The organism is Psychrobium sp. 1_MG-2023 (assembly GCF_030689115.1).
Lineage (GTDB): Bacteria > Pseudomonadota > Gammaproteobacteria > Enterobacterales > Psychrobiaceae > Psychrobium.
Map to the genome: position 1 here is coordinate 16102 of NZ_JAUYVJ010000022.1, position 24494 is coordinate 40595.

21 protein-coding genes are annotated in these 24494 nt (G+C 40.7%); 13 read left to right on the top strand and 8 right to left on the bottom strand.

Features of this window, described 5'->3' with window-relative positions; translation table 11 throughout:
* Positions 1-20 precede the first annotated feature (20 nt).
* From rluE to Q8W26_RS12085, 11 genes are all read left to right on the top strand, one after another.
* The gene (gene rluE / locus Q8W26_RS12035) at positions 21-686 is read left to right on the top strand and encodes a 23S rRNA pseudouridine(2457) synthase RluE (protein ID WP_101212394.1); all 666 of its coding nucleotides are present in this window, start codon (positions 21-23) and stop codon (positions 684-686) included.
* A 2-nt stretch (positions 687-688) separates the two neighbouring features.
* On the top strand, positions 689-1156 hold the full coding sequence (locus tag Q8W26_RS12040) for an NUDIX domain-containing protein (protein WP_101212391.1): 468 nt from the start codon (positions 689-691) through the stop codon (positions 1154-1156).
* Between the two features lie 166 nt (positions 1157-1322).
* On the top strand, positions 1323-2426 hold the full coding sequence (mnmA, locus tag Q8W26_RS12045) for a tRNA 2-thiouridine(34) synthase MnmA (RefSeq protein WP_101212389.1): 1104 nt from the start codon (positions 1323-1325) through the stop codon (positions 2424-2426).
* 5 nt (positions 2427-2431) lie between these two features.
* Positions 2432-3058, top strand: coding sequence for a high frequency lysogenization protein HflD (gene hflD / locus Q8W26_RS12050; RefSeq protein WP_101212387.1), 627 nt, complete (start codon positions 2432-2434; stop codon positions 3056-3058).
* 23 nt (positions 3059-3081) lie between these two features.
* Positions 3082-4452 (top strand): adenylosuccinate lyase, encoded by a 1371-nt coding sequence (gene purB, locus Q8W26_RS12055; protein WP_101212385.1) that lies wholly within the window; start codon positions 3082-3084, stop codon positions 4450-4452.
* Between the two features lie 102 nt (positions 4453-4554).
* The gene (locus tag Q8W26_RS12060) at positions 4555-5703 is read left to right on the top strand and encodes a cupin domain-containing protein (RefSeq protein ID WP_101212383.1); all 1149 of its coding nucleotides are present in this window, start codon (positions 4555-4557) and stop codon (positions 5701-5703) included.
* 2 nt (positions 5704-5705) lie between these two features.
* Entirely contained in the window at positions 5706-6146 is a 441-nt protein-coding gene (locus Q8W26_RS12065) for a GNAT family N-acetyltransferase (RefSeq protein WP_305473497.1), read from the top strand.
* A 225-nt stretch (positions 6147-6371) separates the two neighbouring features.
* Complete coding sequence (locus Q8W26_RS12070) at positions 6372-7415, top strand: Glu/Leu/Phe/Val dehydrogenase (RefSeq protein WP_101212379.1); 1044 nt, start codon at positions 6372-6374, stop codon at positions 7413-7415.
* An 81-nt stretch (positions 7416-7496) separates the two neighbouring features.
* Positions 7497-9509, top strand: coding sequence for a bifunctional diguanylate cyclase/phosphodiesterase (locus Q8W26_RS12075; protein ID WP_305473501.1), 2013 nt, complete (start codon positions 7497-7499; stop codon positions 9507-9509).
* Positions 9510-9609: 100 nt separating this feature from the next.
* Positions 9610-11463 (top strand): methyl-accepting chemotaxis protein, encoded by a 1854-nt coding sequence (locus tag Q8W26_RS12080; protein ID WP_101212375.1) that lies wholly within the window; start codon positions 9610-9612, stop codon positions 11461-11463.
* A gap of 115 nt (positions 11464-11578) precedes the next feature.
* A complete protein-coding gene (locus Q8W26_RS12085; RefSeq protein ID WP_101212373.1) occupies positions 11579-13231 on the top strand; it encodes a DKNYY domain-containing protein in 1653 nt (550 codons plus the stop codon).
* Here the strand turns inward: Q8W26_RS12085 and Q8W26_RS12090 are convergent.
* The 4 genes from Q8W26_RS12090 to Q8W26_RS12105 all read right to left on the bottom strand — a co-directional run bounded on the left by Q8W26_RS12090 (position 13228) and on the right by Q8W26_RS12105 (position 19052).
* A complete protein-coding gene (locus Q8W26_RS12090) occupies positions 13228-14112 on the bottom strand; it encodes a cation diffusion facilitator family transporter (protein ID WP_101212371.1) in 885 nt (294 codons plus the stop codon). The two genes, Q8W26_RS12085 and Q8W26_RS12090, sit on opposite strands and share 4 nt — an antisense overlap.
* 24 nt (positions 14113-14136) lie before the next feature.
* Positions 14137-14697: a DUF1285 domain-containing protein gene (locus Q8W26_RS12095; RefSeq protein WP_101212369.1), complete on the bottom strand. Its 561-nt coding sequence runs from the start codon at positions 14695-14697 to the stop codon at positions 14137-14139.
* A 20-nt stretch (positions 14698-14717) separates the two neighbouring features.
* Positions 14718-17768 (bottom strand): FAD-binding and (Fe-S)-binding domain-containing protein, encoded by a 3051-nt coding sequence (locus Q8W26_RS12100; RefSeq protein ID WP_101212367.1) that lies wholly within the window; start codon positions 17766-17768, stop codon positions 14718-14720.
* 108 nt (positions 17769-17876) lie between these two features.
* Positions 17877-19052 carry a pyridoxal phosphate-dependent aminotransferase gene (locus tag Q8W26_RS12105; RefSeq protein ID WP_101212364.1) on the bottom strand — a complete coding sequence of 392 codons (1176 nt, stop codon included), beginning with the start codon at positions 19050-19052 and terminating at the stop codon, positions 17877-17879.
* 128 nt (positions 19053-19180) lie between these two features.
* On the opposite strand from Q8W26_RS12105, the gene Q8W26_RS12110 reads away from it, so the two are divergent.
* Positions 19181-19372: a YqaE/Pmp3 family membrane protein gene (locus Q8W26_RS12110; protein ID WP_101212362.1), complete on the top strand. Its 192-nt coding sequence runs from the start codon at positions 19181-19183 to the stop codon at positions 19370-19372.
* Positions 19373-19460: 88 nt separating this feature from the next.
* On the opposite strand, the gene Q8W26_RS12115 is transcribed toward Q8W26_RS12110, so the two are convergent.
* Positions 19461-20381 carry a class I SAM-dependent methyltransferase gene (locus Q8W26_RS12115; RefSeq protein ID WP_101212360.1) on the bottom strand — a complete coding sequence of 307 codons (921 nt, stop codon included), beginning with the start codon at positions 20379-20381 and terminating at the stop codon, positions 19461-19463.
* A 101-nt stretch (positions 20382-20482) separates the two neighbouring features.
* Positions 20483-21580, bottom strand: a complete 1098-nt coding sequence (locus Q8W26_RS12120) for an AI-2E family transporter (protein WP_101212358.1) — start codon at positions 21578-21580, stop codon at positions 20483-20485.
* Positions 21581-21701: 121 nt separating this feature from the next.
* Here Q8W26_RS12120 and folX point away from each other — a divergent pair, with 121 nt between their 5' ends.
* On the top strand, positions 21702-22064 hold the full coding sequence (gene folX / locus Q8W26_RS12125; RefSeq protein ID WP_101212356.1) for a dihydroneopterin triphosphate 2'-epimerase: 363 nt from the start codon (positions 21702-21704) through the stop codon (positions 22062-22064).
* A 3-nt stretch (positions 22065-22067) separates the two neighbouring features.
* On the opposite strand, the gene Q8W26_RS12130 is transcribed toward folX, so the two are convergent.
* Both Q8W26_RS12130 and Q8W26_RS12135 read right to left on the bottom strand, forming a co-directional pair.
* Entirely contained in the window at positions 22068-22505 is a 438-nt protein-coding gene (locus tag Q8W26_RS12130; RefSeq protein ID WP_101212354.1) for a universal stress protein, read from the bottom strand.
* A 161-nt stretch (positions 22506-22666) separates the two neighbouring features.
* The gene (locus tag Q8W26_RS12135) at positions 22667-24436 is read right to left on the bottom strand and encodes a tetratricopeptide repeat-containing diguanylate cyclase (protein ID WP_305473509.1); all 1770 of its coding nucleotides are present in this window, start codon (positions 24434-24436) and stop codon (positions 22667-22669) included.
* Between the last annotated feature and the right edge of the window lie 58 nt (positions 24437-24494).

The following is a 24494-nucleotide window of genomic DNA, read 5'->3' on the forward strand; positions in this document are numbered from 1 at the left end:
AACCACTGACCTTACGCTTTATGTCCTCATTACGTCGAACAAAAACACTTTCTTTATCAGCACGTCACAGCACAAAAAAGCAGCAAAGCGCCAAAAAAAAACAAAAGATACAGCACAAGCCTTCATCAGCCGTCACTGAACAAAAAATAGTACTATTTAACAAGCCGTTCGATGTACTATGTCAATTTAGCGATAATCAAGGTCGCCAGACTCTAGCTGATTTCATTAGTGAAAAAGAAGTTTATGCTGCAGGTCGCCTTGATCGTGATAGTGAAGGGTTACTTTTATTAACCAATGACGGAAAACTCCAAGCTAGGCTAACCCAACCCAAACAAAAGACCGCTAAGACGTATTGGGCGCAAGTAGAAGGAATTCCTACAGACAAGGCTATCCAGGATTTATGCCAAGGCGTAGTGTTAAAAGATGGGGTTACTTTACCTGCACAAGTAAAATTGATTGATGAGCCAAACCAAATATGGCCGCGCGTCCCCCCGATCAGGGAGCGAAAAGCCATTCCAACTAGTTGGCTTGAAATAACTATCACAGAAGGCCGAAACCGTCAGGTTCGCCGTATGACAGCACATATAGGCCACCCTACATTACGATTGATTCGTTATCGTATAGGTAACTGGACACTTGATGGTCTAGCCAATGGTGAGTGGCGAAAAATTAAAGAGAGGGTTTAACCATGACAAATCGCTATCAACCTTTTGTAACCGTAGCGACAGTTGTGAACTATCAAGATACATATCTATTGGTTGAAGAAAGGGCCGTTGGAAATGAGCCAGTCATCACTTTTAATCAACCAGCAGGCCATCTTGAAGCTAATGAAACCATCACGGAAGCTGCGCAACGGGAATTACGCGAAGAAACAGGAATATCAGCCGAGTTAACCGAATTGATTGCTATCTACCAATATTTCGTTGGCGATAAGCAATATGTGCGTTTTACTTTCGCTTTACCCTTAACTGCTGCACCACAGTTACGTCCCCACGATCCAAATATTATCGCCGCACACTGGCTGACGCTCGATCAAATTAAACAAAAAACAGCGTCATTACGCAGTCCATTGGTTATTCAATCAATCACTGATTACCTCAACCACGGAACCGTTCAAGCCGCAGCGCTGCTCTCATCATACTACGTCACACAATAGTCTAAATTTAACAGCCCTGTAGCCAGTAAACATCACTACCACTCACTGCGACACTGTGGTAAACTTTGCGCCCGAAAAATACCATTCATCTGTTAACTTGGTCACAGCTTTTAAACAGTAACAGCAATTAACATGATGAACATCACGTTTAGCATTAAGGTACACCATGTCAGACAAGGCAAGCAAAAAAGTAATCGTTGGAATTTCCGGCGGTGTTGACTCATCCGTTTCAGCATATCTTCTAAAGCAACAAGGCTATCAAGTCGAAGGCTTGTTTATGAAGAATTGGGAAGAAGATGACACCGACGAGTATTGCTCAGCTTCAGAAGACTTAGCCGACGCGCAAGCGGTATGTGAAAAATTAGGTATCGAATTACACAGTATTAACTTTGCTGCAGAGTATTGGGACAACGTTTTTGAATACTTCCTAGAAGAATACAAAGCTGGTCGAACTCCTAACCCTGATATCATCTGTAACAAAGAAATTAAGTTCAAAGCATTTTTAGAATTTGCTGCAGAAGCTTTAGGTGCTGACTATATTGCAACAGGCCATTATGTTCGTCGCCGTGAAGTCGATGGCCAATGGCAGCTATTACGCGGTTTAGATAATAACAAAGACCAAAGCTACTTCTTATACACATTAGGAAGTGAGCACGTCGCTCAAACGTTATTTCCTGTCGGTGAGCTAGATAAACCAGAAGTCCGTGAAATTGCGTTAGAACAAGGCTTAGTTACCCATAATAAGAAAGACTCAACCGGTATTTGTTTTATCGGTGAACGTAAGTTTAAAGACTTCCTTGCTAAATACCTCCCTGCACAGCCTGGTAATATTGAGAGCTGTGAAGGTGAAGTTATTGGTAAACATGACGGTTTGATGTATCACACCCTTGGTCAACGTAAGGGCCTACAAATTGGTGGACTAGCTAATCATGGTGAAGCCCCTTGGTATGTAGTAGATAAAGATCTCGAACGTAATGTATTAATCGTTGGGCAAGGCAGCGACCACCCTCGCCTATTTTCAAATGGCTTATTAGCCAGTCAATTACACTGGACGGATCGTCAAGGGCCTCAACAAATCACCAAGTTAACGGTCAAGACTCGTTACCGACAAACTGATATCCCTTGTACTCTTTACCCTGCTGGCCCTGACCAAGTTCGAGTTATTTTCGACGAACCACAGAGCTCTGTAACGCCGGGGCAATCTGCAGTGTTCTATCAAGGTGAAGTCTGCCTTGGCGGCGCAATCATCGACCAAGTCATTCGAGATTAATTATTATGGCAACTGATAACCTTAATCATCAAGTGATGGCGTTTGCTGCCATCGCACAGTGTGCTCAATTGGCACACGATATAGCACGTACCGGTTTAATCGATAGTGCGAAGTGGGAAGTTTGTGTAAATAGCCTTGTTTGTACCGACCCAGATTCAGCGATGGATATTTATACACCCAAGCATGAGTTAGCCTTAGGCTTTAAAACCTTGATCGTACAATTATCAGATAGTGGTGAAGGCCGAAGTGTTGAAATCACTAAATATATTGCGGGTATGATTTCATTAGAGCGTAAGCTCACTAAATCAGGTAACTCTATGTCGATGATGGGACAACGTTTAGATCAAGTAAAACGTCAATTACATCACTTCACTATCAATGATGACGCGGTAATTGCCAACTTTGCTAGTATTTATAGCGACATCATCAGCCCCCTTGGGGCCAAAATTCAAGTCAGTGGCTCGCCAAATCAGTTGCAACAGCAAGCCGTTCAACAAAAAATACGTACATTGTTACTCGCAGGTGTTAGAGCCGCGGTGTTATGGCGTCAAGTAGGCGGCAAGCGTCGTCACCTGTTTTTTAACCGTAAAGATATGGTTAAAAATGCCAAGCTACAATTAAATCAATTTTAAATACAGTTATTGAGGATACCCCCATGGAACTTTCTGCATTAACCGCAGTTTCTCCAATCGATGGTCGTTACGGTAGTAAGACTAAAGAACTTCGCGCTATTTTTAGTGAGTTTGGTTTAACCAAATACCGCGTTGAAGTTGAAGTACGTTGGTTACAAAAATTAGCAGCAACTCCTGCAATTACTGAAGTTCCTGCGTTTAGTGACGAAGCGAATGCATTCCTTGATGCTATCGTGACAGACTTCAACGAAGAGCACGCAGCGCGCTGTAAAGAAATCGAACGTACCACTAATCACGATGTAAAAGCGGTTGAGTACTTCTTAAAAGAGCAAGTTGCTAATAACGCTGAATTACATGCGGTTAATGAGTTCATCCACTTTGCATGTACTTCAGAAGACATTAATAACTTATCTCATGCATTGATGTTACGAGCGGGTATCAACGATGTAATCTTACCATACGGTCAACAGCTTCTTGACGAAATCAAAGCTCAGGCTATTGAATATAAAGCGGCACCATTATTATCACGTACTCACGGTCAACCAGCTTCTCCATCAACGATGGGTAAAGAGTTTGCCAATGTTTACATGCGTCTTGAACGTCAACTAAAGCAAGTTCAAGCTATTGAACTTTTAGGTAAAATTAATGGCGCCGTGGGTAACTACAACGCTCACTTAAGTGCGTACCCAGAAGTTGATTGGCACACGTTCTCACAAGAATTCGTAACGTCATTAGGTCTAACTTGGAACGCGTTTACAACACAGATCGAACCGCATGATTACATTGCAGAACTATTTGATGCTGTTGCACGTTTTAACACCATCTTACTTGATTTTGATCGTGATATCTGGGGTTACATTTGTTTAGGTCACTTTAAACAAAAGACTATCGCTGGTGAGATTGGCTCATCAACTATGCCACACAAAGTTAACCCGATTGATTTCGAAAACTCTGAAGGTAACTTAGGCTTAGGTAACGCAATCATGTCTCACCTAGCTCAAAAGCTTCCAGTTTCTCGCTGGCAGCGTGATTTAACCGACTCAACAGTATTACGTAATCTAGGTGTAGGTCTAGCGCATTCAGTAATCGGTTACCAGTCAACGCTTAAAGGTCTAAGCAAACTTCAACTTAATGAAGAAGCGTTATTAGCAGATTTAGATGCAAACTGGGAAGTACTAGCTGAGCCTGTACAAACAGTAATGCGTCGTTACGCTATCGAAAAGCCATACGAGAAACTAAAAGAGTTAACGCGTGGCAAGCGTATCAACAGTGAAGACCTTGCAGTATTTATCGATGGTCTAGAGTTACCAGATCACGCTAAAGTGCAATTAAAAGCAATGACACCAGCTAACTACATTGGCCGTGCTGTTGCATTTGTTGATGATATCGCATAATTCGATTCAACAATTATTGTACTAGTTTGAACTAGCGCAATTTCTTGTCTCCAAGGCAATGATAATATTAGATTATCATTGCCTTTTTTATTAAGTGAGCTTATGTATAGCATTAATTTAAACGACCTAACCCCGCAACATTTTTTGGATGAATACTGGCAAAAGAAGCCGCTATTAATTAGGCAAGGTCTTAGTGATTTTGACGACCCTATTTCACCAGATGAATTTGCGGGTTTAGCCATGGAAGAGCAAATAGAGTCCCGTCTGGTTTGGCAAGAGGACGGCGAATGGCAAGCAGAACATGGACCTTTTGAAGATTATAGCCACCTCGGCGATAAAGATTGGTCATTATTAATCCAAGGCGTAGATCATTGGGACGAGCAAGTCGCTGAACTTATCCGTCCATTTCGCTTTTTACCCAACTGGCGCATCGACGATGTGATGGTAAGTTTTGCCACGCCCGGTGGTGGTGTAGGCCCTCACGTTGACAACTACGACGTCTTTATCATCCAAGGTAGTGGTAAGCGTCATTGGCAAGTCGGTAGTAATACTGAATTAAAAGAAGTTGTTGCGCATTCTGCCCTGCTCCATGTTGAACGATTCAGCCCAATTATAGATGCTGAATTATTGCCAGGAGATATCTTATATATCCCACCGGGGTTCCCACACCAAGGGGTTGCCGTTGAGCCCTCAATGAGTTATTCAGTGGGCTTTCGTACCACGGCAAAAGCCAACCTATTTAGTCATTTCGCTGATTACCTGATTGATAATCAACAAGGTAAAGAGATGGTCGTTGATCCAGAGCGTCAAATCACAACAACGCCGGGCTTAATCGCCGATTGTGATGTAAATAAGTTAACTTCAGCCTTACATGAAATGCTCGAAGATAAAGACCAATTAACTGACTTCTTTGGTCAACATTTATCGCAGGCAAAGCATGACTTAGCAATCGACCCAGAACAAGAAACAATTAGCCTTGAAGAGTTTAACGAAATACTGAACCAACAAGATGTTCTCATTAGATTAGGCGGCTTAAGGTGTCTATATTTTGATTCTGATGTAGCCATAGGTAGTATTTACATTAATGGAGAAAAATTTACTCTTCAAAGAGAGCTTCACTCTGCATTAACGTTATTAGCTGATAATACTGAATTATCATATGAACAGCTCGCACCATGGCTACACGAACAATCGTTTTGCCAGTTGCTAGTCGATTTAATAAATGCAGGGTACTGGTATTTTCAGGAGTAACATTGAACAGTACATTACATGCAGTTGCTGCCACATGGCAGCAACACCAACATCAACTCGAATTTTTGCGTGATAAAGTTAATGTCATGGAAATGCGCACACCGCGTAGCACAGAATTTGATGTTAAAGATCCTCAATCACAACATATTTTGATCACCGATGGTGAGCAACCTGTTGCTTGTGGCCGGATTACGACAACGGGTGTCATTAGCCGTATCTGTGTTCTCCCCGGTTACCGAGGGCAAGGCGTTGGTGCCTTAGTGTTAAAGAATCTCGTTAAACTAGCAAGAGGTAATGATTTAGAAACCATTACTCTTTCTGCCAAATTAGAAACCCTTGAATTTTACACTCGTTTTGGTTTTGAACCTCAAGGTCAAGTTTTTATGAAAGCAGGCATTCCTCGTCGTCATGCAAGCTGCCACATCAACCAAGTCCGCTTTTAAAGCAACATTCTCTCCTGCTATCAATATATCTTTACAACGGCACAAAAGTTTTTTGCCGTTTTTTTGTAGCTTGATTTTTTTTCTAGTGGTATCGTTCAGAAAAAATATACCAATTACACTTATTTAACTCGTGAAAATGCGAAAAAAAATACGCGGAATTGGGTTTGGTCTATAAACTGGTTTCAGCCAAAAATAATAATAAAAGCTGCACCGAAGGAGTGTTAAATGGCGTTTTTTGAACTAGCCGATTTCGATAACCACGAACAAGTTACATTTTTTACCGATGAACAAACTGGCCTCAAGTCAATTGTTGCGATTCATGACACAACACTGGGCCCTGCTGTAGGCGGTTGCCGTATGTGGAATTATGCCTCGGATGATGAAGCGATAACCGATGTATTACGCCTTTCTCGTGGCATGACATACAAGAATGCTGTTGCAGGGCTAGCCATGGGTGGTGGTAAATCTGTTATCATTGGTGACGCCCGCCGTGACAAGACACCAGCGTTATTTCGCTCGTTCGGTCGTGCAATTCATTCGCTAGGTGGTCGTTATTATAGTGCTGAAGATGTGGGTATTAATACGCAAGATATAATGTATGCACATGAAGAAACGCCTTATATGGCGGGTCTAGAAGGTAAAAGTGGCGATCCATCTCCTTTCACTGCTCTTGGAACATTCTTAGGCATCAAAGCAGCGGTAAAACACCAATTAGGAAAAGACAGTTTGCAAGGCATTCGCGTAGCGATTCAGGGGCTTGGCCATGTTGGTTACCACCTATGCAAGCACCTTCACCAAGCTGGCGCTACACTTATTGTGACCGATTTAAATCAGCAAGCTCTCGCTAAAGTTGCAGAAGAATTCAATGCGGTTATTGTTGACCTCGATGCTATTTATCACCAAGACGTCGATGTTTATGCTCCTTGTGCATTAGGAGCCACTGTAAACGATCAAACCATAACACAATTAAAAGCAAGTATTATTGCTGGTTGTGCTAATAACCAATTAGCATTACCACGTCACGGTGATGTGTTACGTGACAAGGGAATTTTATATGCCCCTGATTATGTAATAAACGCCGGCGGCATCATCAACGTTTCTTTTGAGAATGATTATTGTGCTAAGAAATCAACGGAGAAGGTTGAACAAATTTACACAACGTTATTAAATATCTTTAAACAAGCTGATTCGCAGAATGTACAAACAGCAACTGTTGCAGACCAATTAGCTCGCTCTATTATTGATGCTAAAAAAGCAACTCGCGAGTAGGATATTTGAAACATCTCACAAAATACCATATAGTTAGATGAATTAGGAATTTGGTTTATCTGCTATATGGATGTTAGTGACGTGAGTTTACCAAACAATTTAATCCCCAACGATCTGTCTTTATTTGACTTAATTGTCACGCCAATGTGGCTATATGATGTCGAAAACTATCGTGTCTGTTGGGCTAATCAAAGTGCGTTATCCCTGTGGAATGCACGAAGTGTCAATGAACTCTGTCAGCGTGATCTCTCTCACGATATAACTAAAGCAACCGATCACCAACTCCAACAGCTAGCCAAAGAAAGTCGTCTAAAACATAGTGCAATGTGGTGGACACTTTACCCGAATAACCAACCTAAACAGGTTTATATTCGTTTTAGTAATATCTCATCAACTCTACATCGTAATTTATTACTCTGTGAGTCTGTCATCTCCAGAGAAGACACTGAACGAGACACCTCCTTTGTGGCAAAAGGGAACACCATCACTTCCTTGTTCGACCAACACGGGCAATTTCTTAGTGGAAACTTAAAATTCACTACCACCTATCAAAGTGAGGAAGTAGACTTAGCTGAATTGCTCGAAATGCCGCTTAACGAGCTTGCCGAGTTAATGCATGATACCAATGTGCTTGAGGTTGAACGTCAAGTCATCGTTAATGGGCGAATATGCTGGTTTAATTTTATTGTCAAATGGATACATTCGGACACACACTACTTAGTGACGCAAGAAGATATTACTAAGCACAAGACACGTGAAAACACTTATAAGCACTTAGCTTTTCATGATCAACTCACTGGTCTCTTAAACCGTAACGGCTTGAAGGACTTCATGGATGAATATTGTAAAGAGCAATTGGCATTTAGATTGTTTTTACTCGATTTAGATGGTTTTAAATTTATTAATAATCACCTTGGCCATGTGGCAGGCGATAAAGCTCTGCAAGTAATTAGCCAGCGACTGCTTGAAGACTTATCGCCAGATTATACAATTTGCCGTTTTGGTGGGGATGAATTTATTGTTATCACTCCAATCACTGAAACGTCACCTTCAGTCGATAAAGTCAGTAGCGAAATAGCTCAACTGGTTGCAACGCCGATAAAATGTCTCGACAGTATTCAAATTACAACCAGTATTGGAGCTGCAACCTTTCCCTATGACGCAGTCAAAGTTGAATCACTCATCATGTACGCCGATACGGCAATGCATAAAGCAAAAGAGCAAGGTTCAACGGGATATGCAAAGTTTATAGAACCCATGAGTATTGAAATTCAGCGAAAAAGTGCTATTCAACAAGGGTTAAGAAATGCCATCAACAATGACCAACTAACCCCTCTTTATCAACCTATTGTTGATATTGAGTCAGGAGAGCTCGTTGGAATGGAGGCATTATTAAGCTGGAACAGTCCAATTCTTGGTACAGTTAACCCTCACGAATTTGTGCCAGAGGCTGAGCGCTCTGGAACGATGAATGAGATTGGTCAGTGGATTTTAAAAAAGGCTTGTCAGCAGTGTGTCCAATGGCAACAACTAACCGGAAAACCACTCAAGCTATCAGTTAATGTATCGGCAACACAGCTAAACGATGAATTTAGCCAAATGCTAGGTCGCACCCTAAAAGAAACGGGGTTAGACGCAAAGTATTTAAGCTTAGAGCTTACTGAATCTATATTCATGCTTAATATTCACCAAATAGTCAAGCGATTACGAGCCATTTGCCAGCATGGTGTAAAGTTATGTATTGATGATTTTGGCACTGGTTATTCTTCACTTGCCTATATCCATGAGCTGCCAATTAATACGATTAAAATTGATCGCTCGTTCATTACCAATATTGATAAGAGCCAAATTGTCGTTGAAGCCACTATCGCGATGGCAAACAAATTAGGTTTACATGTCATCGTAGAAGGAATAGAAAGTAAACATCACCAACAAGTAATGGCTCAATACCCAGATCTGCTTGCTCAGGGTTTTTTCTATAGTCGACCAGTCACTATTCACGAATTTGTACAACTACCATTATTTACTAATTTGCTAGAAAAAACATCACATAATGACAGCGTTATCTTGTTTAGCCCCAGAAACCCCGGTTAATATTTCATTTTTGTTACATCTTGAAACGAAATCCTCATTGAACAAAAAAATTCACATGATAATCTAGATAATTAACCAGTGTTTCTAATGGAATAGAGTGATGAAAATAAAAGTAAAGCTACTTGCCCTGTCCTTAATAATTTCTTTGTCTCTTGTATTGCTATCGCTTTCTTCATATTTATCGACAAACAAAATCATTTCGCTAAAACATAGCCGTGATTTAGTATCTCAAATTCAAATTGAAGAATTAAAACTGCGTAAATACGAAAAAGACTTTCTAGCCAGAAAAGACTTAAAATATACCAAAGACTTTGACGCAAGCATGAACAGGCTAAATCAATTGCTAGCCTCACTGGAGCATGTTTTATTGGAAAATGATATCGACTCTAGAGCCGAGCTATCCAAGTTTAAAAAAATTATAGGTAGTTATGCTGTTGAGTTTGGTCAAATGTCCCAAATCATGCAAAAGATAGGTTTAGATAAAGACAGTGGTATTGTTGGCAAACTTAGAGCCGCTGCTCATCAAGCGGAGTCATACACTAAACATAATAAATCCAGTGAGCTCTCATATTACTTGCTACAGCTGCGCCGTCACGAGAAAGACTTTTTTCTTCGCCTCGATTTAAAATATGTTACAAACTTTGAACAAGTGTCAGACAACATCAGTTCAATTTTATTAACCACACCTAATCCTGAGCTGCAACAAGCAGTCACAAACTACCAACAAAGTTTTAAAGCTATTGTCGTTGCTCTTCAAGAGTTCGGACTCACACACGAACAAGGCATCTATGGTCAGCTTCGTCAATCGATTCATCAATCAGAAATCATCCTCGAGCAAGTCAGCGATGAGATCGTGACGATTATTGATAGTTACGAAACAAAAATTAAAACAACCACTGTTATCTCCACCGTTGCGATTATTATTTTTACGCTCGGCGCACTATTTTTCGTTAGTCGCGATATTAGTTTTCGTTTATCACGCATTAACCGACGCATGAAAAATATCGCCACTGGTGAAGGAGATTTAACGGTAAAACTGGACGAACGAGGTCAAGACGAATTAAGTGACATCTCGCGTTCGTTTAATGCGTTTGTTGAAAAACTACGCTTATCCTTTACTAAAGTCACTGAGGTGACAAATCAACTACAAACAGCAGCATTAGAAAGTAATCAGCTATCAAAATGCACTGAACAAAACAGTCAATCACAGCTAGATGCCATACATATCGTCGCCAGCTCAGTAGAGGAAATGGCCAGCTCAATTAGTGCTGTCAATGATGATGTTGAGCAAGTGTCTGCAAACGCGAAAAGCACACAAGATATTGCCCATACCGGGAAATATCAAACAGACTCTACAGGTGCAATCATTCACGACCTATCATCAGACATTGAACGAGCAACGGATGTTATTAAGCAACTGGAAGTTGATAGTCAAAAAATCAGTTCCATGATTGACGTTATTCGAGCGATCACGGACCAGACTAACTTGCTAGCACTTAATGCGGCCATTGAAGCAGCGCGCGCAGGAGAAGCGGGTCGTGGCTTTGCGGTTGTCGCCGATGAAGTTAGAAACTTATCGGTAAGAACGCAAGAATCAACATTAGAAATACAAGAAGTTGTTGAGAAAATTGTTTCCGGCGTTAATGACTCCGTTTTGGTCATGGAACAAAGCAGTTCGAACATGCACAAAACTACAGATGCTATCGAGCAATCGTCACGCTCATTAACCGAAATAAATAATAGTATCGACTCAATTAGTGATAAGAATGACCACATAGCAGTCGCAGCACAACAACAAAAAGAAGCAGCAATAACGATTTCACAAAGCACCAACGACATTGGCGCTTTAGCTTCAAATACAACTATAGCCGCTAAACAGGCATCAGAGATAAGTGATGAACTCGAGGTGTTATCGGAGCAGTTGGCTACTTTAGTCAATGCTTATAAAGTCTAAACCCTCTTTTCAACAGTCACCGCTGTATCGCATACATACAGCGGTGACTTCTTTAATATTAACTACTTAGTTACTATGCTACCCTATCGAAAGTATATAATTCGAGATAATATTCATGAAAAAATTTGTACCAATCCTGCTAGTGAGCTTACTTGCCGGTTGCAAAACAACGGCCCCCTTAAATGGCTACGCTATTGATAAAGAGCATAACCGTATCTTATTTGGTAAAGGTGTTGGCTTTCTAAATCAAAAGGTTGTCAGTAAGCCGCTCGTAAACGCTGACTTTGCAAGCTTTGAGTCAATAAATCACCTTGGATACGCTAAAGATAAAAACTTTGTGTATTATCATGGAAAGACTGTTGCTTTCGCCGATCCCACAACTTTTGAACACCTTGATGGCAAATACTATGCTGATAAAAACCATGTCTACCTTAACGCTAGGGTTGTGAAAGGCGCTTCACCTCAAGATATAAAACTGCTTGAGGTTAGTGATTGGTCATGGGATAACAATTATGCGCTAAGCCAAGGAAAAGTCATCATTAATCATGGGGCTAAAAACTTCACACCTTGTGCTATAGACAGTTTTAGAGTGCTTGGTGATGAACAGTTTTCAAAAGATAAACACTGTGTGTTTTATAACGGAATAAAAATCGAAGGGGCTGATGCTAAGTCATTTAGAACCAAAAGTCGCTCTTATGCTTATGATAAAAATAACGCTTACTATAAGAGTGAAAAGATTACTGGTATCAACCATAAGCAATTAAAAGTCCTAAGATTAGATTATGCTCGGGATAAGCAACACGTATTTTATCAAGGAAAGCTCATTAACAATGCAAATGTTAAGGATTTTAGAGTTATACCTTTGAACTCAGATTTTGCTAAAGATAACGTTCATGCTTATTTTAAAGGGCAAGTGATTAAAGGCGCAAAACCCAAAGAGTTAAAAGTCACATTCCTGTCAGACTTCTCTCAAAACAAAACACAGTGTTTCTTAAAAACTGAGCCCGCAGACTGTCAAACAAAAAAAACCTTAGCAACCAATCAAACGGAGCAAAATAGTTCGCCTAACACCTCTATTTTAGACGGAATAGATTTAAGCCGAGTTAATTCTCCGACCCAACGAACAGCAGCTATCGGCAAAGCGGTCGACAACATATTTAAGATAAATTCACAGCAATTATCTCACTATAACGATAAGCTTGAGGAAATATTTACTAAACGTAAAGAAGAACTTGAAGGACAATATCTAACTCCAAAAAAAGCAAGCAACATTGACCTCAGACAATTACCTTCTTCATATAATTTCTACTTGATGAGTGCAGCGACGCCTCGTAAAGTCATACACTATGAGTTTAAAGGTATTGAAGGTGAAACAGCTAAATTCGCGCTCCATAGTTCGCGTGTTTTAGGTGCTATGTTTGAGCACCGCACACTTAATGGCAAGGTGCTAAAGCGATCTGAACAAGTATTAACTACGGCTATTAATTACCACTTTTCCCCATTCGAATGTATGACTGACTTAGGCGGTTGTTCACACACAAAACAATCGGAGAAATCAACCACCTCCGTTGTTAGAACGGCTGAATTTAACATTGAATACCAAGACGGGTTATGGCTAAAAACGTCTGCTAACTATCCTGATAAGCAAGATGTATATTTATTTGATAACTATGGTTTTGTTGTTGTGCATGCCATAAAGATTAAAGGGAAACTGTCAAAATTATGGCTGCGTTTTAACGATAATCAAGAAAGTAAAAAAGACAGCTAACAAAGTGACCGAGGCTCTTGATGTATCACCACATCAAGCTGCCCTTCAATGCGTTGTTTTAGTAATGCTTCTATTTCATCGGCCACCTGATGAGCATCAACTAATGATAGGCTATCGTCTAGGGCCAAATTAAATTGAATAAATTTAGTTTGGCCTGACTTTCTTGTTCGCATAGCCATCACAGCATGTACCGCTTGATGCGACTCAATTAAAGTCGTAATCTCTTGTCGCTCTGTCTCTGCCAGCTCTTTATCCATCAGATGCTCGCTGCTCTCTACCGCGATTTGCCAAGCATTAAAAAGTAGAAACAATGCAATTAATATCGAAAAGCTCGCATCTGCACTTTGCCAGCCCATACCAGCAAGAACCATAGCAATGATGACACTGGCATTGAGCAATAAATCCCCTTGATAGTGAAGTGAATCGGCTTTAATCGCAACAGAGCCAGTCTTGCTAATGACAAGTCGTTGGATATAAAGTAAAACAAAGGTCAACGCTATCGCCAACACACTGACATAGATCGTTAAATTATTTCCACTTACGGAGAGTTCTACAGGGCGAACTAAACGCTCAACTCCATGAAACGCCAGAAGTAATGCACTGCCTGAAATAAAGGCTGCTTGAGCAAGCCCTGCTAAAGACTCGGCTTTACCATGACCAAATCGATGGTCGTCATCAGCAGGGAGTAAAGCGTAACGCAAGACAAAGAAATTAATGGAAGTGGCCGTTAAATCAAGGAGAGAGTCAGTTAATGAACCAAGCATCGCCGCAGAGCCAGAAAAGAGCCAAGCCCACGTTTTACTCAATACAATGACAGTAACGATAACCAACGCTGCGCGGCTGGCAAACTTAACCCAGAACTTATAATCTTTTTGTGTCATTAAGTTATGTTTACCTTTTACTAGCTATTCGATACACCCAAGGCTAAACTTTTCATCACCAGAATGTAACATCAGTGTCGACAGCTCGACATCATCAGAGGTTTCCCCCTGTTGAGCTAATGCTAACTCAATTAATTGATAGAATGTATTTCGCTCAATCAACGCATCTAAGCCGCGCCACAAGTTAATATAAGGGCGCTGTTCCCCTCCCCTTAATTCGAGTGAATATGGCCTAGCCAAAGGGATATCATCACCAATATTTGAATGCAATGTAATGACTTGTTGCTTGTGCTGATTAACCGAGAGACTAAAATCGACGATCAAAAATGGCGCGTCATCCACCTTAATCTTAACTTTTTCAGCTGGTGTGACTAAGAAAAAGTCCTGACCTTGTTTAATTAGCACTTTGCTAAATAGCTTAATCAACTTATCACGCTTAATCGCACTGCCTTGATGAATCCACTGTCCATTAGCTTTAATCACCAAGTCCATCTCACCACAATGTTCAGGGTGCCATTGCTCAAGAGGGTAAGCTTCACCTGATAGTTGATTTACCGCTTGTTCTAGATTAGAGATATCTATCATGGTCTGCCTACCTAGTTATATTATGGCAAAACCTGAGCAATCACTTGCACTGGATGCAATGGCTTAAACCCTGCCTGTCTATTAACTTGCGAACGACACGAGTAGCCCGTCGCTAGGACTTGCGCAGGTATATGCTTATCAACTTTAGGTTGCCAGCTCATTTCATATAGTTTAGCCGAGTTATCTAAGTTTTGTTTTTCATGTCCATATGTACCCGCCATACCACAACAACCAACCTCTTGAGTCTCTAGCTTTAAACCAAGTTCAGAGAAGATTCTTTTCCAATCATTATGTGTTGAAGCAACAGCAGTTTTTTCACTACAGTGTGCAAATAATTGATAATCTTGTGTCGACTGAGTTGCTTTCACATCAAGGTTCGCTAATTGTGGCACCAACCACTCTTGGAACAATTGAACATTAAACTCACCACGTTTATCACCTAGCACTTGCTGATATTCATCGCGATAACAAAGCACTAATGATGGATCAACGCCCACTAGTGGAATATCAAGTGCGGCTAGTTGATTAAAGAAATCACTCGCATCTTGCGCCATTTTGGCAAACTTAGTTAAGAAGCCTTTAACATGGGCTGGCTTACCGTTTGGTTTAAACGGTAATAACACTGGCTCAAAGCCTAATTTTTTAATCGATAATAATAAACTTTCAACCACCGCCGCATCGTAGAAGCTGGTAAAGGGATCTTGAACAACCAAAACATACTGCTCACGCTGTTCGGTCGATAGATTCCGTAAATAGTCCAAATCAAAACGTAACACACCACTTAATTTCGGCAGCGTTTCAACGCGTTCTTTAAGTGTGGGAGCAGAAAGCTCAGGGTTATCAACCATACCTACGGTCGCTTTTATAAGCGCTTTACTTACCGGGTTATTAATGATTAAGTTTGCCAACTTAGGTGCTTTAGCCATCAATTGCGACGACAACTCAACATTAGCCACCACATGGTCACTGACTGGGCGTAAATAACGTTGATGATATAGATTAATAAAACGGCTTCTAAAGCCCGGTACATCAACCTTGATTGGACATTGACTGGCACACGCTTTACACGCTAAACAACCTTTCATGGCATCCATCACTTCATGAGAAAAGTCATACTCCCCTTGTGATTTTTTCCATGAATTTTTAACACGTTCGAGTAAGCTTGCCGAGCAATCGTTTTGTTCAAGTGCTACAGGGTCAACGCCTTGGTTACTCAATAGGCGTAACCACTCTCGAACCATAGTCGCTCGACCTTTAGGTGAGTGGCGGCGATCGCGAGTCACTTTACTCGATGGACACATTGGTGAGTCGACATCAAAGTTAAAACATTGGCCGTTACCATTACAACTCATTGCAGGCATAAAACTCGTGCGAACATCGATTGGGATTTGACGGTCAAAAGCACCGCGCTTTGTATCAGCAACTCGAACTAACGTTGCGTCACTATCGATTGGTGTACATATTTTACCAGGGTTTAGGCGGTTATCAGGATCAAACAAGCCTTTAATCACACGTAGTTGTTTAAAGAGTTCTGGGCCAAAGAACTCCGGGCCGTATTCACTTCGGTAACCTTTACCATGTTCCCCCCACATTAAACCGCCATACTTTGCAGTCAATGCCACGACTTGATCGGAGATTTGAGTAAGCTTTAGCTCTTGCTTCTCATCACACATATCCATCGCAGGTCTCACATGCAACACACCCGCATCGACATGACCAAACATGCCATAGTGCAGATTATGGGAATCTAATAATGCTCTGAATTCGACGATAAAGTCCGCTAATTTTTCCGGAGGCACTGCAGTATCTTCAGCAAACGCTAACGGCTTAGTAAATCCTTTAGTCGCCCCCAATAAACCCACCGCTTTTTTACGCATGGTGTAAATACGATTGATTTGGCCGAGTTCACTACAGATTTGATAACCTAAAATCCCGCCATTGCCTTGCTCGATATCCTGTTCCAGGCGTTGAGTCAGCGCTTCTATACGTTGTTGCTGTTCGTTAGCATCATTACTTGCATATTCAACCATATTTAACCCGTCCGTGATTTGATCTTCTCGCTCAGGGATTAAATCACTCACGGTAGTCCAGACAATATCTTGCTTGGCCAAACCTAATACTTTGCTATCTACTGTCTCAACCGAAGTCGCATTTGCTTTAACTAAATGTGGTGCATCACGTAACGCCGAGTCAAAACTGTCGTAGATGATATTAATTAGGGTCCGTAATTTAGGAATGGGCGTTAGGTTTAATTTTGCTTCAGTAATAAAAGCTAATGACCCCTCAGAGCCCGTTAAAATACGGCTAAGGTTAAACTCACTCAGAGAGTCATCAAATACATGCTCTAAGTCATAACCTGTTAAAAAGCGATTAAGGCGTGGAAACTTTTTAACAATCAATTCACGATTATCTCGACAGATACCAGCAACAGCACTAACAATATCTTTTGTGCGTCCCTGTTCATCAGCACCAATGTGGTTATGGCTCTCAGTTTTAGTATCTAAAAGCTCACCTGTAACTAATACCGAGGTTAACTCAAGAACGTGATCGGAAGTTTTACCGTAGACTAATGAACCCTGACCCGAGGCGTCTGTATTAATCATCCCGCCTAATGTCGCACGATTAGAGGTTGAACAATCAGGTGAGAAGAAATAGCCATAAGGCTTTAGGAACTGGTTGAGTTGATCTTTAATCACCCCAGTTTGCACACGAACCCAGCCTTCCTGTTCATTAATTTCAAGAATATTGTTCATGTGGCGTGATAGATCGACAATCACGCCATTATTCAGTGACTGACCATTAGTGCCAGTGCCACCACCACGAGCACTAAAAGTGATCGATTTAAATTCATCTTGATTAGCAATCTTTGTTAAGACTAATAAATCAGCAGTTGATTTAGGGAAAACCACCCCTTGTGGTAAGTTTTGATAAATTGAGTTATCCGTGGACACAGCAAGTCGCGCACCGTAATCCTGCTCGACATCTCCGGCGAAAGATGATTGCTCAACTTGAGTAAGAAATTTAAGGTAAGTTTCTGGAATTAACTGGTCATAACTAAGCTTGGGTAACATACTAATAACTTTTCAAAACATCGTGAAATCAAGGCTAGTGAATATAACACGATGTTAACAAGCTTGCAGTAGCCAAACGTGGTATTAGTCTAATTCAACACGGGCCGATTACTCCAAGTGTAAAGGTTGATCAAGCCGTATACTTAAGCGTCGTAACACTCGTTTTATATCGGTAATACTGGTCGTGTAAGAAAAGCGAATGAACTGATTCGACTGATTCGTACCAAAATCAATCCCAGGTGTCACCACAATGCCATCGTCTTCCAATAGCTGCCAACAAAACGTATAGCTGTCATCAGTAAAACGTGAAGCATTGACATACAAATAAAATGCACCTTGTGGCTGTGCTTCAATTTTAAAACCTAATTCCTCAAGGCCTGCAACTAACAGATCCCGGCGAGCTTTAAACTCCCAGCGTCTACGTTCTAACTCAAGTAATGTTTGGGGATGAAATGCCGCCAATGCGGCATGCTGGGCAATGGTCGATGGCGAAATAAAGAGGTTTTGAGCCAATCGTTCAAGGGATGATACTGCCCCTTTAGGAGCAACAACCCAGCCTAAACGCCAACCCGTCATCCCGAAGTATTTTGAAAAGCTATTAATTACAAAGGCATCATCATCAACTTCTAGCACACTATGGGCATCCTCCTCATACGTTAGACCATGATAGAGTTCATCAACAACAAGATAACCTTGCTTTGCTCGAACACTTGCACTTAACGAGCTGAGTTGTTCTTTCGTTAACATAGTCCCTGTGGGATTTGCAGGTGAGGCGATTAATACGCCAGCAGTGTCTTTGTCCCAGGCCAGATCAATATGTTTAGCTGTTAATTGAAAGTTATCTTCTTTAGAGACGGCAATATTTTTCGCTTTTGCTTCAATCACTCGCAAAAATTGTTTATTACAAGGATAGCCAGGGTCGGCGAGTAAGAAGTTATCGTTTGCGTCAGTCAATAAGGAAAATACCATTAACAGCCCTGCTGACGCACCACTGGTTATCACGATACGTTCTGGCGCGATGGTGAGCTGATAGCGCTGCAGGTAAAAATGAGCAATTGCTTGTTGTAGCGCAGGAATACCAGTCGATGGGGTATATTTAGTTTCACCGGCAACAATGGCATCAATACCCGCCTTGGCAACTAACGGCGGCGTCGAAAAATCAGGCTCCCCCGCCCCCATAGAAATAATATCTCGCCCTTGCTCCTTTAACTCATTAGCTCTAGACAATAAGTCCATCACTTTGAAGGACTCAATCTGTTGTGCCCGTTCACTCCAGTTACTCATTCTACTGGCCTACATTTCAATAAATATTAGTTATGCTCAATATTTACTATAAATTGCCAGATTAACCCATTGGTTTTTAGTCGCTATTGACTCATAATATGGCTATGTTTTGATAAAGAGAAATAATTATGCGTTTAATATTAGCTTTACTATTGCCTTGGCTACAGTTTTTCACTATCGGTCGCCCAATGGCAGGTGTGGTGTGTTTGATTTTACAAATTACTTTGATCGGTTGGATTCCGGCAGCAATTTGGTCGGTTTATGCATTAAGTCAATACAAAACAGACCAAAAGATATCTCAAGCGATGAATGATAAGTAACGAAAATTCGTTAACTACATTTTGAACTCGTCGAACCGGTACATTGAAAATGTGTACCGGTTTTTTAAACTTTGATAAACAAGCCTTTCTACGCTTGGCATGCTTTTGTGCCAAGATAGCGATAGTGAAAAACCTTCAAGCCTTTATTACTATCGATTTCAGCAAAAACTTCTGGATTCCTAACTTGAGCAATTAGTTGACAATCAGGTGCATATTCCCCCATTTGCTGTTCAATGAAGTCCTTGCCTAACTCTGGTGAATTTAAGCAAACCAGTATATCCGCTTGCTCAGAAGCTAACTCTGGGATTTTCCGTAATAAACGCTGATAATCTTTAGCGGCAACAAAACTCCCCACTTGATTACTCGGCGGGTCGATAACAATCGTTTGATAAGGGCCGTAACGTTTCAATTTCCCCCATGATTTAAAAATATCGTGGCGGAAAAACTTCACCTTATCCAGAGCGATTTCATTATTCTTATGGTTGATTTTACCAAGTTTTAATGCGCCGTGGCTCATGTCGATATTAATGACAGACTCTGCACCACCAGCCATCGCAGCTAGAGAAAATGAACAGCTATAACTGAACAAGTTTAAAACATTTCGTCCTGAAGCATGCTCTCTTACCCACTGACGACCATTAGCCATATCCAAAAACAAACCGTTGTTTTGTCCATCAAGTAATTTCACTTGATAAGTTAACCCTTGCTCTTGAACTAAATGAGGTTGGGGTAATTCGCCCCGTACCAATTCAACGGGCGCACCGTGAATATAACGTCGCTGAATCAATAGCGGACCAACAAAGTCAGGGTAAGCATGACCAATTGTAGCAAGTAACTCTTGCTCAAACTCACTACTATGTTCAGAAAAAAGAGTAATGAATATTGCAGGGGAAAACCAATCAATGGTGACCTGCTCAAAATTTGGGTAACACTTTCCGCGACCATGGAATAGACGTTTACTGTCAGAACCTAACTCGGTTTGTTGTAAAATAGATAACAATAGTTGCATTAATTAAACGCCGAAAGAAAAAAGGGCGTTGATTATAGCGAACATCAACGCCCTTCTCTATCTATCAGCAAAAATTCTCTTGGTGAACTCGACAATAATTATTAGCGTTCAGGAGGTTGCTCTAGTCGATTGTTATTCATGCCAACAGGAGGAACAACATTACTAGGGTCAATACCAGGTTCCAGTTTTTCAATATCTCCTGCTAATAACAATGCTAACCAACGTGAAGAGCTGTTAGACTCAAGAGCTATCTTGACAATCATTGTTAGTGGTACTGACAGCAACATACCGACAGTGCCTAATAACCAGCCCCAAAATATCAGTGATAAGAAAATAACCAGAGTAGACAAACCTAACCCTTTGCCTAAGAACCTGGGTTCGACCGCATTACCCATGATTAGATTAACTGTGACATACAAGCCAACAACACCGCCCGCCCACGCAGGCCCAAGCTGAACTAAAGCGAGTAAAACAGCAGGAAGCGCAGCAATGATCGAACCGATATTAGGAATATAGTTAAGCAAAAATGCTAACACACCCCATAGCACCCAATAATCCAGACCAATAAGCCAGAGGGCTAAACTTATCACTACGCCCGTAGCAATACTAACCATTGTTTTGATGGCGATATACTGGTTTACTGAACTTAGAAATTGATCAATTTGTGCCATTCGCATGTCAGGATCATCAAGCGCAAAGTGTAATTTACGAGAAAAAGTGTCCGCTTCAGCTAGAATAAAAATAACGGTTAACAAAATTAAGAAGAAGTTAGCCATAACCCCACCAAAACCGCCGACAATCGTAGTTGCAACCCCCATGGCTGCACCTGGATCAAAATATTCAATCACTTGATTAACAGAGATCGGCAAGTTGTATTGTGCTAACTGCTGCGCAATACCACTAAATTGTGCTCCCAGCTGTTGCTGATAAAGTGGTAATTGGCTGCTGAAATCATTAACAGCCTTACCGACTAGATTAGTTAACCACATACCTGCTAGGACAACAATTACAATGATTGATGTTATAGCAACGCCTTTAGGTACATTGCGTTTAACCAACGCAGATAAAATTGGATTACAAATAATTGCAATAAATACGGATAAACAAAAAGGCACTAATACAACACTGGCTGCCTTTATTCCTGCCAGTACAATTACAATTGCAGCTAACAATACCATCGTTTTGAAGGTAGAACTCATGGGGGCACTTTTCACAATAAAACCACACTAGTAAGAAATTATCTGTAATTTAACCAGTTATGGTTGCAATAACAACAACAAACAGCGTTAATAGAATCAATAACACACAAAAGGAAGCCCCATGAGTAGTGAATTAGCTATTATTCGAATAAAAAATTTACGTTTACGCACATTCATTGGCATTAACGATGATGAAATAGCCAACCGCCAAGATGTCATTATCAATGTTGTCATCCATTATCCTGCTGACAAAGCGCAACAAAGTGACAATATGGACGATGCTCTCAATTACCGCACTATTACAAAGAAAATAATTGCTCTTGTTGAAAACAACCGTTTTGGCTTACTTGAAAAGATGACTCATGACGTACTCGCGATTGCCAGTGAACACGATTGGGTAACCTATGCTGAGGTCGAAATAGATAAACCTCATGCACTTAGGTTCGCAGACTCTGTCTCTTTGCAACTAAGCTATAAGGCTTAGCATCTAAGGAACCAACACGATGGGCACACCGACACGGTGTGCCAATTTATTCGCAACACTGCCAAGTAGAATATCGACAAAGCGAGAGCGGCCTCGACGCCCCACAAAAAGCATTGTGGCATGCTCTTGTTTTATTTGTTCATGAAGTACATCCACAGGCTCCCCCCAAATCAGATCAGTACTAACCGATACTTTACCAGCTTGGTACTTATCTACCAAAGGCTGCAAAACATCCTCAAAAATACGTTTCTCTTCTGTTTTGGCATCAATAGGTGGAGGAACAACGCCTTCAGCAACGATCGGCTGTAATGAGGACCAGTCAAGGACATACAATATTTTTACTTGAGCGCCTGTGTCACCAGCAAGACGTACCGCCTTTTCAACTGCTCGCTCACTCCATTGACTGCCATCAACGCCAACTATATATTTTCCGGAACTCATCTTGCACCTCTCAATTTTGCCCCTGATTACACCGCCTTCGAGGACCATCAATTAATAATATAACTAAAGTGTAGTCGATTCTTAGTTGAGTTAGCAGGGAGTAAGTAGTGAATCACTCCAACTTTGTTCTATATCAAAATCCGTTCTAAATATTGCCAGCATTAGACATCGTCAGCCATGACTTGATTTCGTCCGTGATCTTTTGCGCGATACAAGGCTATATCGGCTCGGTTAAATAACGTTAAGAACTCCGTATCAGTTGTTGTTCGTTGCGCGACACCAAAGCTTGAAGTGACTTGAATCTTTCTATCATCAAAGTTTATGGTTTTCCTTTCAATTTCTTCTCTGATACGTTCTGCAACTTCGATGGCTTGTTGCCGTTCCGTTTGCGGTAATACAATCAGAAACTCCTCTCCACCGATCCGAGCGATACTATCTTGGCTCCTAACTATTTCTGATGCCAATTTAGCGAGTTCGACAAGCACATCATCCCCTGCTGTATGGCCAAAGCTGTCATTCACTTTTTTAAAGTAATCAATGTCAAACACAATAATAGCTAGCGATGTTTGTTCAATGATTGACTGTTTAAAAGCGATATTAGCGTAATTAAAGATATAACGACGATTTGCTAACCTAGTTAAAGGGTCTGAGTTGGCTAATCTGTTAAGTGTTTTGCTGGTTAACACTTGACGGTAAAAGAAGTACCCCAAGAGCACGATTGCAATCAATGCTGAAATAATTAATAAAAACTGTAGTTGGTTCTTTGTCTTAATATTATCAAGTTCAACTTGGTTTAAATGTTCTTGTTGCTTTAAGAATTTCGCTTTCAATTCAGCTTGCTCAGTATCAAACATGACCTTATATTTTGAACGAGCCTCTTCTCGATTTTCATTATTATACCTTGCAGCTAATTTTCTAGCCTTGCTCTGATTTTGGTAAGCCTGTTCATAATTATTGGTAAGCACAAACAAGTCGGCGTTGGTATCGTAATAAGCCACCATAGAGCTCAAAATATCATCGACTTTAAAGGTTTTGTAATACTTTAGAGAATTGGCTAATGCCTCTTTCGCTAGTATTGGCTTGTCAAAATGTATATACAATTGAGCCTCTGTTAAATGGTGAGTCCCTTTTGTAAATACATCATCAACTTCAATAAGTAGCGGCCGTGCTAGTTCAAAATGCGAGAAAGCCTTATCTAATTGTTTTAACTCTTTGTATGTAATTGACAAGTTAAAATAGGCCAAGTATGTTTGCGCTTTAGAATTAAAAGTTTTTGAGATTGCTAATACCCGTTCAAAGGCAATGATTGCTTGCTGGTACTTCTTTTGTTCCAGATACACTAAACCAAGCAGATCTTGTACCCGCATCTCATCAAATGTCATTTTATGGTCACTAAATGTTTTTATCGCCTCTTTATAAAGCTCCACAGCTCTGTCTCTATCTTTTAAATAAGCATGGGCACGTGCCATCTGATATTTTAGATAAGCCATTTCTATCTCATCACCTACTTCTTGAATAAGATAAAACGCTTTTTGGTAAAAAGTTAATGCCTCAATATCGTCATGATTTGATAAATGAATATTTGCTAACGCGGTATAAGCATAGGCGAGATAGTTACTTTCATTAAGCGTTTTTGCAATAGTGATTGCTTGCTCTATCTTGAGCATTGCCGCGGCAACCTCGGCTTTACCTTCAAGTAAACTAGCATGTGTCAGTAAGACATCAACGCCGAGTTGACTATCAAAGCTAGGTAGCAATAAGTAGAGACGATTAATTAGCGCTAAAGACTCTTCGCTTTTACCAATATACAAAAGATAGCTTGCCTTACGCGAACTTATTTCTGCCTGCTGCATTTGGCTTAATGCTTGAGTATTGTCTTGCTCAAACTGTTTTATATAAGTGAGAGCGGACTCAGGGTTTAAATCATTCAATTTATCCGCTTTTGATAAAACCTTTTGGAACCAGGTAGGATATTTTTCGCTAGCATGC

Excerpts from the sequence above, each read along its gene's own strand:
- Q8W26_RS12110 (WP_101212362.1), top strand. The coding sequence starts at position 19,181 with ATGCGTTTAATATTAGCTTTACTATTGCCTTGGCTACAGTTTTTCACT.
- Q8W26_RS12120 (WP_101212358.1), bottom strand. The coding sequence starts at position 21,580 with ATGAGTTCTACCTTCAAAACGATGGTATTGTTAGCTGCAATTGTAATT.
- Q8W26_RS12105 (WP_101212364.1), bottom strand. The coding sequence starts at position 19,052 with ATGAGTAACTGGAGTGAACGGGCACAACAGATTGAGTCCTTCAAAGTG.
- Q8W26_RS12100 (WP_101212367.1), bottom strand. The coding sequence starts at position 17,768 with ATGTTACCCAAGCTTAGTTATGACCAGTTAATTCCAGAAACTTACCTT.
- hflD (WP_101212387.1), top strand. The coding sequence starts at position 2,432 with ATGGCAACTGATAACCTTAATCATCAAGTGATGGCGTTTGCTGCCATC.
- mnmA (WP_101212389.1), top strand. The coding sequence starts at position 1,323 with ATGTCAGACAAGGCAAGCAAAAAAGTAATCGTTGGAATTTCCGGCGGT.
- rluE (WP_101212394.1), top strand. The coding sequence starts at position 21 with ATGTCCTCATTACGTCGAACAAAAACACTTTCTTTATCAGCACGTCAC.
- purB (WP_101212385.1), top strand. The coding sequence starts at position 3,082 with ATGGAACTTTCTGCATTAACCGCAGTTTCTCCAATCGATGGTCGTTAC.
- Q8W26_RS12090 (WP_101212371.1), bottom strand. The coding sequence starts at position 14,112 with ATGACACAAAAAGATTATAAGTTCTGGGTTAAGTTTGCCAGCCGCGCA.
- Q8W26_RS12085 (WP_101212373.1), top strand. The coding sequence starts at position 11,579 with ATGAAAAAATTTGTACCAATCCTGCTAGTGAGCTTACTTGCCGGTTGC.
- Q8W26_RS12095 (WP_101212369.1), bottom strand. The coding sequence starts at position 14,697 with ATGATAGATATCTCTAATCTAGAACAAGCGGTAAATCAACTATCAGGT.
- Q8W26_RS12060 (WP_101212383.1), top strand. The coding sequence starts at position 4,555 with ATGTATAGCATTAATTTAAACGACCTAACCCCGCAACATTTTTTGGAT.
- folX (WP_101212356.1), top strand. The coding sequence starts at position 21,702 with ATGAGTAGTGAATTAGCTATTATTCGAATAAAAAATTTACGTTTACGC.
- Q8W26_RS12115 (WP_101212360.1), bottom strand. The coding sequence starts at position 20,381 with ATGCAACTATTGTTATCTATTTTACAACAAACCGAGTTAGGTTCTGAC.
- Q8W26_RS12040 (WP_101212391.1), top strand. The coding sequence starts at position 689 with ATGACAAATCGCTATCAACCTTTTGTAACCGTAGCGACAGTTGTGAAC.
- Q8W26_RS12070 (WP_101212379.1), top strand. The coding sequence starts at position 6,372 with ATGGCGTTTTTTGAACTAGCCGATTTCGATAACCACGAACAAGTTACA.
- Q8W26_RS12130 (WP_101212354.1), bottom strand. The coding sequence starts at position 22,505 with ATGAGTTCCGGAAAATATATAGTTGGCGTTGATGGCAGTCAATGGAGT.
- Q8W26_RS12080 (WP_101212375.1), top strand. The coding sequence starts at position 9,610 with ATGAAAATAAAAGTAAAGCTACTTGCCCTGTCCTTAATAATTTCTTTG.